This window comes from Citrobacter sp. Cf125 (genome assembly GCF_030333935.1).
GTDB classification, from domain to species: Bacteria; Pseudomonadota; Gammaproteobacteria; order Enterobacterales; family Enterobacteriaceae; genus Citrobacter; species Citrobacter freundii.
Genome location: NZ_JAOWEY010000025.1, coordinates 907,881 through 921,385, shown reverse-complemented (window position 1 = coordinate 921,385; position 13,505 = coordinate 907,881). Strand labels below are relative to the sequence as shown.

The following is a 13,505-nucleotide window of genomic DNA, read 5'->3' as shown; positions in this document are numbered from 1 at the left end:
AATGGGGGGCTAATGTTCAGGATAATGCTATTTTACGCTTTGTTATTCAGTACCAACTGTCCGTTGTTATCCAACGGAATTTGCGCGCCGGGGTCCTTATCCATACGGATTTTCCCCTGCTGATCGCCAATTTTGTACGTCACGTCGTAGCCCAGCATCTTTTCAGATTTGTCATACACCGTTTTACAACGCTGCTGCGTGGTGGTGTAAGTATCGTTTTCCTGCATCGAACCCTGAATCTGATTACCTGCATAGCCGCCGCCTAAAGCCCCGGCCACGGTGGCAATATCTTTACCACGTCCGCCGCCAAACTGGTGGCCAATAACGCCACCCGCAACCGCACCCAATACGGAACCCGCAATACGGTTTTCATCTTGTACCGGCTTACGGTGCGTGACAGTTACGTTCCGGCACTCCTGACGCGGTGTTTTTACCGACTCTTTAATCGGTGTTGCAGAGACAACTTGCGCATACTGTGGGCCACGCTCGAAAACGTTCAGACTGGCCACTGCTGCAACACCCAGCGCAGCAGCTACGCCAATCCCTATACCCGCCAACATTGATTTATTCACGGGACTTCCTCCTTTTTTGCTATTAGCAACAACTTTGCAACAAAAGGTAAGGAATGCCAATCAGATTACGGATGAAAATAGCAGGATGAGGCATGAACGCAGGATGATTCGGAGAACTCTGAAGGAAGGCGCCGGATGCGTAAAATCATCCGGCGCCACAAGTCGATATTAATGCAGTTTCAGACGCGGGCGAATCACCCGGTTGATACTGCCGACCAGCATCATCAGGCCGGTTTTGAAGTAGCCGTGTAAAGCAATCTGGTGCATGCGGTACAGTGAGATGTATACAAAGCGCGCAATACGCCCTTCCACCATCATCGAACCACGAGTCAGGTTGCCCATCAGGCTACCCACGGTAGAAAAGTTAGAGAGCGAGACCAGAGAGCCGTGATCTTTGTACTGATACGCTTTCAGTGGCTTGCCGTTCATCTGTGCCAGAATATTGTTCATCGCACAGGTCGCCATCTGGTGTGCTGCCTGAGCGCGCGGAGGCACAAAACCCCCTTCCGGGCGAGCGCAGGAAGCGCAGTCGCCAATCGCGTACACGTCAGGATCGCGCGTGCTCTGCAAAGTTGGCTCAACCACCAGTTGGTTAATACGGTTCGTTTCCAGACCGCCAATGTCTTTCATAAAGTCTGGCGCTTTGATACCCGCCGCCCACACCATCAGGTCGGCTTTAATGTATTCGCCATCTTTGGTGTGCAGTCCGCCTTCGTCAGCGCTGGTGACCATAGTCTGGGTCAGTACGCGTACGCCCAGTTTGGTTAACTCATTATGCGCAGCACCAGAAATACGCGGCGGCAACGCAGGCAGAATGCGCTCGCCAGCTTCCACCAGCGTAACGTTCAGCGCATCGTTGGTCAGCCCTTTGTAACCATAGCTGTGCAGCTGTTTTACCGCATTGTGCAGCTCAGCGGAGAGCTCAACCCCCGTCGCACCACCGCCCACAATGGCGATATTCACTTTTCCGTTAGCGCCCAGATTCGCGGAATACTTCAGGAACAGATTCAGCATCTCCTGGTGGAAACGACGCGCCTGATGCGGGTTATCGAGGAAAATGCAGTTTTCTTTCACGCCAGGGGTGTTGAAATCGTTGGAGGTACTGCCCAACGCCATCACCAGCGTGTCATACGGCACTTTACGCTCAGGAACCAGCAGATCCCCTTTCTCATCGCGCAGCTCAGCGAGAGTAATGGTCTTCGCTTCACGATCGATATCTATCACCGAACCTAACTGAAACTGGAAGCCATGGTTACGGGCATGTGCCAGATAGCTCAGCGCATCCACGCCTTCATCCAGTGAACCCGTCGCCACTTCATGCAGTAACGGTTTCCACAAGTGACTGTGGTTTCTGTCTACCAGTGTGATTTTGGCCTTTTTCTTACGCCCGAGTTTTTTACCCAACTGCGTCGCCATTTCCAGTCCGCCAGCACCGCCGCCGACAATCACGATCCTTTTCAATGGTGTAGTCAACGTGACCCCCTCAAATTTATTAACCAATTGTTAATTAAAAGTTATTGATATAGCTCTTAATTAACAACAAGTTACAGTAATGAAAATGTTCTTCGAGAGTGAGAATAACACGAACGGTGCATTGGTCATACCAAAATTGATGTGTATCAAGTTTTGATGCTGAAAAGATAGACAACCGGAACTTTAAGAACAAAAAAACCAGCCCGATGGCTGGTTTTTTACGCACTCAATAAGGATTAACCTAACGTCTTGAACGCTTTGATGCGCTGCAAATGCGGAGAGATATTCTTAAACTTATGCGTCTGCTCTTCGTCCCAGACTATCTCGTAAAAGTGATGCAGTTCTTCCGACGAACGCTGGCTATTGAGCGCTTCATCATGACGCGACAGGATAACCAGACAGCGATCGCGATTCTTTTCGCGGAAATTGGTCACGCATTTTGTTGCGATGTCTGCATACTCCTCAGGTCTGTCAATTTTGCCTTCCATGTTCTCATACGGGAACAGGTTAGGATTAAACACTACCTGACGAATATCACACAGAAAACCAATCCGTTCAGCCCAATATCCCCCGAGCCCCACACCACAAATCAGCGGACGGTCATCCACATTCAGCTGTAGCATTTTGTCCACTTCTTTTAGCAGATGCTGCATATCATGTTTGGGATGCCGCGTACTGTAGCTAATCAGCCTGACATCCGGGTCGATGAATTGCAGCTGCAACACCTTCTCATGGTTGCCCGGGCTGTTAGAGTCAAAACCGTGTAAATAGATAATCATCGCATCCTCGCCAAACTTGCGTTAATGACCTGCTTTCTCTTCCTGCCAGCGCTCATGAAGCTGGTTTAGCTGAGCGCTTACCGTCTTCCAGCGTGCCGAATCCATCAGTTCCTGACGTGAAAATGAACCTTTATGATACAAACGTGTAACACGTTCTGCATTGATCGGCGACAGATTATCTAACACACTGACCGCTCCCTTACGATTATTGCAGACCAGGATCATATCGCAACCTGCATCCAGCGATGCCTGTCCACGCTCCGCATAGCTTCCCATAATCGCCGCCCCTTCCATCGACAAATCGTCGGAGAAAATGACACCATCGAAGCCAAGCTCCTGGCGCAGCACCGTTTTCAGCCAGTGAGGTGAGCCACTCGCCGGACGCGGATCTACATCACTGTAGATAACGTGCGCAGGCATAATGGCATCCAGTTTGTTCTCAGTAATCAACGTCTGGAACACGGACATATCTTTCGCACGAATCTCGGCTTCTGAGCGAGGATCGGTTGGGGTTTCTTTGTGTGAATCCGCCGTCACGGCCCCATGACCAGGGAAATGTTTACCGGTCGTTTTCATGCCTGCGGCATGCATACCGTCAATGAAGCGGGTCGCCATCGCCAATGCTTTTAGCGGATCGGCGTGGTAAGAACGCTCGCCGATTGCGGCGCTGATATGGCCTACATCCAGTACCGGTGCAAAGCTGATATCAATGTCCATCGCGATCATTTCGCTGGCCATCAACCATCCGGCGTCCTGAGCCAGTTTGCCGCCCTCTTCCAGACCGTGCAGCGCGGCAAACGATTGAGCCGCAGGCAGGCGAGTAAAGCCTTCTCGAAAGCGCTGTACGCGTCCGCCTTCCTGATCTACCGCCACCACCAGATGGTTACGTGACGCAGTCCGGATTTGTCGCACTAATTCACGCAGCTGTTCCGGGTCATGATAATTTCGGGTAAAGAGGATCAACCCACCTACCAGCGGATGCGCCAGAATCTCACGCTCTTCTGCGTCCAGCTCATACCCTTCGACATCCAACATTACTGGGCCCACACTGCTCTCCTTATCCTTTCATTGTTAGCTGCCGCCAGGTTTCATCGGCCAGCCTGATAAATTGTCTATCGCCGGTTTGCCGCCAGCGATACTCAAACCACCCCGCCTTCAGCATCATTATCCAGGGTTGCCATTGTCTGACTTGTCGCCACAAAACGTCTGGCTCAATGTGCGCTCGTTGAGCGTAGGTGCTAACCAGCTGTTGGTGCTGGGATTCATCGCTGACCCATACCGCCGCCAGCTCCAGGGCAATATCACCGTCTCCGGCGTATTCCCAGTCAATCAGCCGCAGCCCTGAGGCTGTGCGTACGATGTTGTCACCGTGAACATCCATATGCAGCGGCCCCAGACGCAAAGGTCGAGGCTCACCTCGTTTCCTCAGCCGCTTCAGCGCGCGCAGCCAGCATGGTGTACGACGCGCCGGATCGCCACACTGCCAGTACTGTTCAAGTAGCGGCAGCAGGCTGATTCGCCAGCCCAATCGGGGTTGCTGGTGCAGATGATACAGTAAGCCTGCGAGTTCGTCGGCGTCCGGTAATCTGGATTCTACCTTACCGTGAAAAAACTCGACGGCCATCCACCCACGCGTATAAAAATAAGGACGTGGCGCAAGGTTTTCTGGCAGGTGTTTTAACGCATGATATTGGCGTAAGAAATGCGATTCCGGCGCATCAGGGTCGTGATGACAACGCAGTACCAGCCGGTGAGAATGATGCTCAATGATGCAGCTCCCGCCGCTCAGGCCAGTTTGGCTGGCTGCGACGGGATGATACTGCGGGAAATAGCGCGACAACACTTCGCCGCGCGTGAGTCTGTTATTGTTGCTGAACGGCACCTTTACCTGACCAGATTATCTCGCCAGTTTGTACCAGCATTAATTGCATTTGCAGCGCAGGCGAATTGACGTTGCCGGATGCACTGGAATAAAGCACATACTGCGCGCCAACGTTACGGGCGATACCAATCGCTTTACTGCGCGTTCCCAGGCTATCGTTCGGCGACAGACCTAACTGCTGCTTGGCAACTGCCAGTTGCTGAGCGGAAACCAGAGTAAACTTACCGTTATTCGCCAGAGCATTACGTAAGGTTTCGGTGGCTTCACCCGCGTTTAACGAGCCGTTGGTGCGGTTATTCACGCTATCAACCAGCAGAACGCCGCCCGCTTTTACGCCGTCAGCCTGCAGCATTTTTCCGACCATCGGCTGCATAGCCCCGTTCCAGTCATAATGACGTTGACGTGGCGTCGGCTGCGCCGTTTGGTCCTCGTGCTCAATCGGACCCGGCTGCTGCGGTATGGTTGGCACCGTTGGCACTACCGGCACCGGCTGTTGCGGCTGCACAGGCTGTTCCGGCACCGGCTTGACTTCCTCTACCGGTGCGGGCTCTCGTTGCACCACACAGCCAGAGAGAAACATCGCCAGCGCGGCAATCAGTGCGTAGCGATTCATTTTGATCATCAAGATTCACCCCTTACAAATAAAGATAAAGTCTAACCTTGTGCGCCCCCAGAAAATTGGCGCTGCCGTACAGCGTCACCGACGAATGAGCCGGGATAGTCACGCTGCGCGGCGCTTCCAGAGGATGCATTTCCAATCCTCTGGCGTCATACCAGTAAAACCGATAATGAACGGTGACGGGTTCTTGTCTTTCGTTATAGAGTCGCGAGGATGCCGAGGCCTGAATATCAGACGTGGTTAACGTGGGCTGTTCTGCTGTTATACCTGCCGCCAGAATCGTTGACTCCATCACCAGCGACTGCTCATCACTTACCGGAATTTCTGGGTGTGTTCGACAACCCGCCAGTAGCAGCAAGCCCAGTGAAAGTACAATGCATCCTCTGATCATGCCTACAGACCTTTATGCGCGAGCATTGGGCCAAGCGCACGGCCACCCAGCAGGTGCATATGAATGTGATACACCTCCTGACCCCCGTGGCGGTTGGTGTTCATGATTAAGCGGTACCCATCTGCAGCAATGCCTTCCTGCTCAGCAATTTTCGCTGCAACGGTGATCATGCGGCCCAATGCCTGTTCATGTTCAGCCGTCACATCGTTGACGGTTGGGATCAGGATGTTAGGAATGATCAGAATATGCGTAGGTGCCTGAGGGGAAATATCACGAAACGCAGTGACCAGTTCATCCTGGTATACGATATCCGACGGAATTTCACGACGAATAATTTTGCTGAATATAGTTTCTTCTGCCACGACGTTTTCCTTTTTTCATTAACAGCCCAAGCGTTTTGCCATGCTACGCCGGGTAACTCTGCGAGTATAGAGTATGAGCGAGTTACTCACGCTCTTTCAACTTTAACCCTCGATTTTTTAAGCGAAAACCCCAGTCAGTGCTGCTCTTATAACCATTTCCCTGCGCTATTGCTTAAGCATAGTACTGAAATCCTATTTTATTTATGCCCAAAGCGGTTTACACGTCAGGCATCAATGCGTGGCCGTTACCTTCTCGTCAGGGCGTATAACGGCTACATGACGATATCGGCCTCCCCGGCCATCACCAGGCGCAAGAAATCGTCCCGCCGATGGTTTTTAATTTTGGGGTTCCATGCCACACCAATGTTCCAGCGAATTTGTTTTTCAGCGAGCATCAATAGTCTCGCTTCGGCAGGCAAAAAATGCCGGACACTTGTGGGTAAAAAGGCGACTCCGTTCCCCCCGGCAACCAATGCCAATAGCGTAGTCATGTCATTTGTTACAGAGACCGGTTCAGCGCTAAGTTGGATGCTTTGTAGAAAGAGTGAGGTTTGTTCCGCAAGACATGGGCTGGTTGATGGATCCAACTGGAGTAAGGGATATGCCGATAGCGCACTCTGAATAGTCATGCTTTCCATATAACCCTCCATCGGAACAGCAAGAGCCAGCGTTTCCTCATAAAAAATATATGAAGCCAGGCCTTTACTGACCGGCATCCGGACAAAACCGATATGCAAGCGTCCTTCCAACAACATTTTCATCTGAGCGCTGGAGGGAAGATGATTAATAACCACTTCACACTCGGAAAATTGCTGATGGAATTGATTTATCCACTTAGGTACTTGCTGAAAAGAGGAAAGACCAAATCCCATAAATAACTTTTCACGATTTCTGGTATTTATTTCTTTCGCATAGTTTAGAAATTCAATATGGGATTGTAAAAGTTCATTGGCTTTTGAAAAAATCTGTTGACCAAATACTGTCAAACTCGCGCCATGGCGTCCGCGCAAAAAAAGCTCACCACCGGTCAAATGCTCCAGCGTTTGTATCTGCTTTGACAGTGCTGGCTGAGTCAGGAAAAGTTCCTTTGCAGCATTGCTATAACTTCCTTTTATCGCCAACGTAACAAAGGCACGCAGCAATTTCATATCTATTCCTTTCATTTATCGAACCTTGAAAAAAATGGAATTATACAAATACCTATAATAAGCACATGATAGCAAAGCATGGCAATAAATAAACATAACTCTCCATAGAGAAATCGCAAAAAAAATTACGCCCATTATTTTAATGATAAAAGAATATAAATATGCCAAATGTAGCTGTGTTAACAAATGATCTGCAATATGAATTTACATATAAAATAACCTATTCGACTCAGGAATTAGAACAAAAATTGACTGCATTTAATCAGTTTCTTGAGGGCATCAGAAATCAAAACCAGGCAGTCATCCATTTGCAGTTAATAAATGATCCTGCCGATCCCGCAGTACAACGGCGCTATAAAAATCGCGATGCAGGTATTCCCGCCCTCGCAGGACGACCTGAAAACCGAATAATCGACAGTATTTGCGCCCCCTCCGATCTCATCGTAGTAAAAGGCAGAGATAGCGGTTTCTTTAATAATAATCTTGATGAAACACTGCAAAAACTGGGTGTAAAAACGGTCATCGTGACCGGCTTACAAACGCATGTTTGCGTACAAACCACGGCCGCAGATGCATTTTTCCGCGGATACAATGTTTGGGTGCCGGAAGATTGCGTATTTGCCCCTTCTGCCGATGATACCACTCGCGCCTTAGAGTGGCTTGCCAGCTATTGCGCAACCGTTGCCCCCTCGGCTGAGATTTTATCGCTGCTAGCAAAACATGACGATCTTCCTGAGCGCAACGAAAGGAAAACCGCATGAAAAGTCCATTAACACAAGCGATGAAACCAACAGATACCGTCGTTCTGGACCATGGCACGGGCGCTCGCCTGAGCAGGGAACTGGTCGAATTAATTGCGGAAATTTTGGGCGATACTTATCTGGGAACCATGGAAGACAGCGCGTTACTGGAGTTACCGTCCCGACAAATTGCATTTACTACAGATTCTTTTGTTGTCACTCCGCTGATCTTTGGCAATGGGGATATCGGTAAAATTGCCGTATGCGGTACCGTTAACGATCTTGCGGTAAGTGGCGCACGTCCGCTGTATCTGACGCTGAGTCTCATTATTGAAGACGGTATGCCCATATCTGAACTGAGCGCCATTATTGAGTCAGTTCGCGATACAGCCATTGCTGCAGACGTCAAAATTGTTGCCGGAGACACGAAAGTTGTCGGCAAGGGTGAGGCAGATCGCTTGTTCATCAATACAGCAGGCGTCGGCGTTATTGAGCGCGCCCCCGTCTCAATCAAAAACGTGCGCCCAGGACAAAAAATCATCCTCAGTGGTTTTATTGGGAATCACTCCATTCATTTGTTATCTCTGCGTGAAGGTCTGGGGTTTGAACGAAATATTCTCAGCGACTGCGCCCCTCTCAACGCGATGATTCACCAGCTTATCGATGCCGTTCCTGCCGGGAAAATTGCCTCGATGAGAGATGTCACTCGCGGTGGACTTTCCGCGGTACTCCATGAACATGCCCGTGCAGCAAAGCATGAAATGCGCTGCGAACGGCAATCTTTACCCATCCAGCCTGAAACGGCGATGGCGGCAAATATGCTGGGCGTCGATGTCATCAATCTTGCAAACGAGGGATGCCTTTGCCTGTTTGTCGAACCAGACAGCGCAGAAGACGTGCTCAGACTATTAAAGACGCACCCACTTGGCCAAAAAGCCGCCATTATTGGCGAGGTATTAGCAACGCCAGAAGTGAGAGTCAGCATGCTTGAGCAGGATGGAACCGTATCGACAATAGAGGAGCTCTATGGTGCAGAATTGCCACGACTCTGCTGAGCAAGGCGGCGCTCTGGAAACCCGACGTTACCGCATTTGCGGAATTGTCCAGGGAGTCGGGTTTCGTCCTTTCGTCCATCGACTGGCTCGCACCTTTGCCGCGACCGGCTGGGTTCTCAATGATTCCGAAGGCGTGTTACTGGAACTACAGGCTACATCAGACAATATCGCGCAGCTTATTGATGAGCTGGCATCTAACCCGCCGCCAATGGCCCGCATCAATGGTATTGTGGAGGTACCGCGAGAAAATTCGGATCAACGTTACGCAGAGTTTAGTATCCGTAAAAGCCGTCAGCTTGCGAAGATGGATACCATTATCCCGCCAGACTCAAACGTCTGTCAGGATTGTCTGAACGAAATGTTTGATCCGCAGAACCCGCGCTATCGGTACGCTTTTATTAATTGCACAAACTGCGGGCCGCGATATTCAATTATCCAGGCAATGCCCTATGACCGTTCACAAACAACAATGCAAGCCTTTGCAATGTGCCCGGCCTGTCAGCATGAGTATGACGATCTCGATAATCGTCGTTATCACGCGCAACCCAATGCCTGCCCCGCATGCGGACCAAAACTGGATCTGAGGTCGCGTAATGGCGAGACCGTAATAACAGATGATATCGTCAAATTTGCCATAGCAAGACTACACGAAGGGGCGATTATTGCGATTAAAAGCCTTGGCGGTTTTCATCTGGTTGTTGATGCGAGTAATGAAGATGCGGTTTCGCAACTGAGGCAACGCAAACGTAGAGATGCAAAACCTTTTGCCATTATGGTAAGGGACGCGGACAACGCGGCACAAATAGTCCACGTCAACGCTCAGGAAAGAAAACACCTGGAAAGTGTAGAGCGCCCCATCGTACTGCTGCGTAAACGCCGCAGTACGATGCCGGAAATCATCGCACCGCATAATCCGAATATTGGCGTCATGCTGCCATCAACGCCGCTTCAGTATTTAATGCTAGAAGATGCCACAATGCCAGCGCTGGTGATGACCAGCGGCAATCTTTCAGGCCACCCTATCGTATTTGATAATGTGAGTGCAATTGCGCAGTTGGGCGAAATCGCGGACTATTTTATTCTTAACGATCGTGATATTCACACGCGTATCGATGATTCAGTGGTCCGCGTTATGGCTCATCGTAACCACCTTTCATTCCTGCGACGTTCACGAGGTTATGCCCCCTATCCTGTACACCTTCCTTTCAACGTTGATCCGATCATCGCTCTCGGGGCGGAACTGAAAACCACCGTTAGCATTGCTAAAGGTAATAAGGTGTTTATGAGTCAACACATTGGCGATCTCAAAAATGACCTTACGTTTAAATCACACCTTGCGTGCGTCAATCACCTGCAAAAGCTCCTCGATATTGAGCCAACGATTGTGGCCTGTGACCTTCATCCGGCGTTTCGCTCAACGCGCAATGCGCTGGAGCAATCGCAGCTGCGGGTTATTCAGGTACAGCATCATCATGCGCATATGGCTGCGTGTATGGCCGAGAACGGACTCAGAGGAAAAACGATTGGCGTAGTATTCGACGGTACGGGTTACGGCACTGATGGCACAATCTGGGGTGGCGAATTTCTTGTGGGGGATACCAGAAGCGTTGAACGTGCAGCACATCTGCGCCACATCGCTTTGCCAGGCGGTGACAGCGCAGTTAAAGAACCCATCCGGATCGCTATTTCGCTATTAACAGAAATTTTCGGCGAGCATATTCCTGAATCCTCAATTCCAGGTCTAAGCACGTTGCCGGCTCAACAGCGTGACGTCTTCGCCAAAATGGCTATGCGCAGGATCAACACGCCTGTAACCAGCAGCATCGGTCGACTTTTCGATGGCATCTCCGCATTAATGGGTATTTGTACGCATATTGAATACGAAGCGCAGGCCGCCATTGAATTAGAAGCGTTGTTGCAATGCGATCTTCATATGGCACAACCTTTTGCCTTCTCGATTGTGGAATCAGAAGGCCATCTCGAAGTGGATTATCTCCCGTTGGTCCACGAACTGATTTCAGCACTGACAACACGGCCTCTCGATTTACCTGAGTTAAGCCGACGCTTTCATTCGACCATCGTAGAGATTATTACCGCGGTCTGTATCCGTTTGTCTGTGCACGCAAAAACACGGCAAGTGGTATTAAGCGGCGGGGTTTTTTGTAATGAGTTTCTTCTCATCAATGCTCTTGACCGATTACACGCGGCAGGATTTGAAGCTTACTGCCATCAACTTGTACCCACTAATGATGGAGGGATCTCTTTAGGACAAATTGCCGTCGCGTCCAGACTAAGTCAAACGAGTCAAACTAATAATAAGGAAACCGAGTATGCATAATATCACCAACAGAGCTGGCGCCGTGTTATTTGACATGGATGGTGTGCTTATTGATTCAAATGAGGTTATAGAAAGAGCCTGGCGCGAAGCAGCAGATATGTATGGTAAGACAATATCTGAAGACGAGATTATCAAACATATCCACGGGCAACCTGGTCCACATACTATTCGGGCACTGTTCAGTGACCTACCGCTCGTGGATCAGCAAAAAGTTCAGGCTCATATTATTCATGTCGAAAACACGGCTTCCTACAACCCTATTCCCGGTGTCTCTGAGCTTATCACTGCGCTGGATGCAGCAGGCGTCCGGGTTGGTATTGTAACCAGTGGCTGGCGTGAGAAAATCGACCGTGTGACGGCGATGCTTCAGGTTCAGTCTTGCATTTCCGTTATTGTTGAACGCGATGACGTCTCCCGGGGAAAACCCTTCCCTGACCCGTATCTTCTCGCAGCCGAACGTCTTGATCTTCCTGCGGAGAAAACAATCGTCTTTGAAGATTCTAAAAGTGGCGTAACGTCCGCAGTTGCCGCTGGCGCGTTTTGCGTTGGCATCGGTGGCGTTGAATTGATTCCATGTGGTGCCAGACTTGCTATTCCAGACTTTACCGGTGTTGAGGTCATATCACGACTGGACGGAAACACCGCGATTTCATTTTGTCCGGACCACATTTTGATCATCGATAAAAAAGATATGTCTCAGGCATCAGAGTAGAATTAAAAGGATCACTAATGGAAGTCGCGCAAAAAGGGCGCTGGGCTGTTACAACATTATTTTCAGTGAATGGGTTTGTAACCGGTGCCTGGGCAGTACAAATTGCCCAACTGGTTTCACGCTTTCACATTACTGATAAAGTAATTGGCCACCTGATATTGATTTTCGGGCTTGGCGCATTATTTATGATGCCGATGTCCGGCATGGCCATGGAAAAATACGGCTCACAGCGTGTCGTGCGCATTTTTTCCATTGCGGCATCCGTCGCCCTTATTCCTGTTGGATTCGCACCTGATATCTACTGGTTAGCACCAGTGCTATTTTTGCTGGGTGCTATGATTGGAGCAATGAACGTCGCAATGAACTCGAATGCCGTGGCAGTCGAAAAAGCACTGTCACGCACGATGTTATCTTCATGCCACTGTTTCTGGAGCATTGGGCTTTTCATTTCAGGTCTTATTGGGGGGTATCTGGTTAAGCAATTCGGCTTTCTCATGCACCTGTTTTTAATTAGTGCTATTTCCTTAGCGATCACGCTGTCGGTATATCCACATATCATCAAAGATAAATCGATAAAAATAAAACGGTTAATCAAAGGAAAGCAGCCACATCGCTCATGCACGATCTACTTTATAGGCGTTATTGCCCTGCTCGCCATGATCCCGGAATGTGCTGTTGTGGACTGGTCGTCACGTTATTTATTGAAAAATCTCAATGCGACTACAGAAACGGCAAGCCTTTCCTTTGCCTGCTTTGCGGGAACAATGGCAATCTTTCGCTTCATGGGAGACTTCATTCGTAACCGCTTTAATGCCATTCTCGTGATGCGCTCATCCAGTCTGTTAGCTGGGATTGGGCTGCTGGCAGCCGCAATGGCTAGTCATCCCTGGCAAGCCACCGTTGCCTTCGCTATTGCCGGTATTGGCATAGCCAATCTGGTACCGATTGCTTTTTCCGCTGCGGGAAACCAGCCTGATATCTCGACCAACACGGGAATGAGCATCGTCACCACGATCGGTTATCTGGGTACGCTACTGGCCCCTGCACCTATAGGCCTGGTGGCTGAAATCACAGGTTTTCCTGCTGTATATACCGGGATGGCCGCCATGTTGGGCATGATTATGCTGCTTGCTCCCCTGATTAGGGTAAAGGCCAGCGTCAAATTTGATGCCAATTTGACGCGTTGAAAACAAAAAGCCTGCTTAGTTTCCTAAGCAGGCTTCTTAAATATGGCTCCTCTGACTGGACTCGAACCAGTGACATACGGATTAACAGTCCGCCGTTCTACCGACTGAACTACAGAGGAATCGTTGTGGAGGCTTATCTTAGCGGCGAAAAAAATTTTGTCAAACCTCATTTCTTCGAATGCGAATCAATTGATGCTTCTCTCGACAGTTTGTTGCATTTACAGACATTTTAAATAGAAAAAACTTT

General features: G+C 49.7%; 15 protein-coding genes and 1 tRNA gene. 6 read left to right on the top strand and 10 right to left on the bottom strand.

What is annotated here, in order from left to right; translation table 11 throughout:
- Positions 1–32: 32 nt before the first annotated feature.
- The 9 genes from OGV89_RS21050 to OGV89_RS21010 all read right to left on the bottom strand — a co-directional run bounded on the left by OGV89_RS21050 (position 33) and on the right by OGV89_RS21010 (position 7,226).
- Complete coding sequence (locus OGV89_RS21050) at positions 33–572, bottom strand: glycine zipper 2TM domain-containing protein (RefSeq protein WP_003030814.1); 540 nt, start codon at positions 570–572, stop codon at positions 33–35.
- 168 nt (positions 573–740) lie between these two features.
- A complete protein-coding gene (gene ndh, locus OGV89_RS21045) occupies positions 741–2,045 on the bottom strand; it encodes an NADH-quinone dehydrogenase (RefSeq protein WP_003030815.1) in 1,305 nt (434 codons plus the stop codon).
- Between the two features lie 236 nt (positions 2,046–2,281).
- Positions 2,282–2,824, bottom strand: coding sequence for an alpha/beta hydrolase YcfP (ycfP, locus tag OGV89_RS21040; RefSeq protein WP_003030817.1), 543 nt, complete (start codon positions 2,822–2,824; stop codon positions 2,282–2,284).
- A gap of 21 nt (positions 2,825–2,845) precedes the next feature.
- Positions 2,846–3,871 (bottom strand): beta-N-acetylhexosaminidase, encoded by a 1,026-nt coding sequence (gene nagZ, locus OGV89_RS21035; RefSeq protein ID WP_049002584.1) that lies wholly within the window; start codon positions 3,869–3,871, stop codon positions 2,846–2,848.
- A gap of 10 nt (positions 3,872–3,881) precedes the next feature.
- Positions 3,882–4,706: a thiamine kinase gene (thiK, locus tag OGV89_RS21030; RefSeq protein WP_003846730.1), complete on the bottom strand. Its 825-nt coding sequence runs from the start codon at positions 4,704–4,706 to the stop codon at positions 3,882–3,884.
- Positions 4,687–5,328, bottom strand: a complete 642-nt coding sequence (gene lpoB, locus OGV89_RS21025; RefSeq protein WP_003846732.1) for a penicillin-binding protein activator LpoB — start codon at positions 5,326–5,328, stop codon at positions 4,687–4,689. The genes thiK and lpoB overlap by 20 nt, the downstream gene beginning before the upstream one ends.
- Positions 5,329–5,341: 13 nt before the next feature.
- Positions 5,342–5,716 (bottom strand): YcfL family putative periplasmic lipoprotein, encoded by a 375-nt coding sequence (locus OGV89_RS21020; protein ID WP_003846733.1) that lies wholly within the window; start codon positions 5,714–5,716, stop codon positions 5,342–5,344.
- Positions 5,717–5,718: 2 nt separating this feature from the next.
- Positions 5,719–6,078 (bottom strand): purine nucleoside phosphoramidase, encoded by a 360-nt coding sequence (gene hinT, locus OGV89_RS21015; protein WP_003030826.1) that lies wholly within the window; start codon positions 6,076–6,078, stop codon positions 5,719–5,721.
- A 272-nt stretch (positions 6,079–6,350) separates the two neighbouring features.
- Positions 6,351–7,226: a LysR family transcriptional regulator gene (locus tag OGV89_RS21010; protein WP_016149990.1), complete on the bottom strand. Its 876-nt coding sequence runs from the start codon at positions 7,224–7,226 to the stop codon at positions 6,351–6,353.
- 161 nt (positions 7,227–7,387) lie between these two features.
- Here OGV89_RS21010 and OGV89_RS21005 point away from each other — a divergent pair, with 161 nt between their 5' ends.
- From OGV89_RS21005 to OGV89_RS20985, 5 genes are read left to right on the top strand one after another with little or no spacing between them, the layout of a single operon-like run.
- A complete protein-coding gene (locus tag OGV89_RS21005; RefSeq protein ID WP_200003038.1) occupies positions 7,388–7,987 on the top strand; it encodes a cysteine hydrolase family protein in 600 nt (199 codons plus the stop codon).
- Positions 7,984–9,021 (top strand): hydrogenase expression/formation protein HypE, encoded by a 1,038-nt coding sequence (gene hypE, locus OGV89_RS21000; protein ID WP_003846740.1) that lies wholly within the window; start codon positions 7,984–7,986, stop codon positions 9,019–9,021. The genes OGV89_RS21005 and hypE overlap by 4 nt, the downstream gene beginning before the upstream one ends.
- Positions 8,993–11,359, top strand: coding sequence for a carbamoyltransferase HypF (hypF, locus tag OGV89_RS20995; RefSeq protein WP_003846742.1), 2,367 nt, complete (start codon positions 8,993–8,995; stop codon positions 11,357–11,359). Before hypE ends, hypF begins: the two co-directional genes overlap by 29 nt.
- The gene (locus tag OGV89_RS20990; protein ID WP_003846744.1) at positions 11,352–12,071 is read left to right on the top strand and encodes an HAD family hydrolase; all 720 of its coding nucleotides are present in this window, start codon (positions 11,352–11,354) and stop codon (positions 12,069–12,071) included. The genes hypF and OGV89_RS20990 overlap by 8 nt, the downstream gene beginning before the upstream one ends.
- Positions 12,072–12,088: 17 nt before the next feature.
- Positions 12,089–13,258 carry an MFS transporter gene (locus OGV89_RS20985; protein ID WP_003846746.1) on the top strand — a complete coding sequence of 390 codons (1,170 nt, stop codon included), beginning with the start codon at positions 12,089–12,091 and terminating at the stop codon, positions 13,256–13,258.
- Positions 13,259–13,301: 43 nt separating this feature from the next.
- On the opposite strand, the gene OGV89_RS20980 is transcribed toward OGV89_RS20985, so the two are convergent.
- Positions 13,302–13,377 (bottom strand) — tRNA-Asn (locus OGV89_RS20980).
- Between the two features lie 6 nt (positions 13,378–13,383).
- Here OGV89_RS20980 and OGV89_RS22940 point away from each other — a divergent pair.
- The gene (locus OGV89_RS22940; RefSeq protein WP_219906050.1) at positions 13,384–13,491 is read left to right on the top strand and encodes a DUF5951 family protein; all 108 of its coding nucleotides are present in this window, start codon (positions 13,384–13,386) and stop codon (positions 13,489–13,491) included.
- Positions 13,492–13,505: the final 14 nt, after the last annotated feature.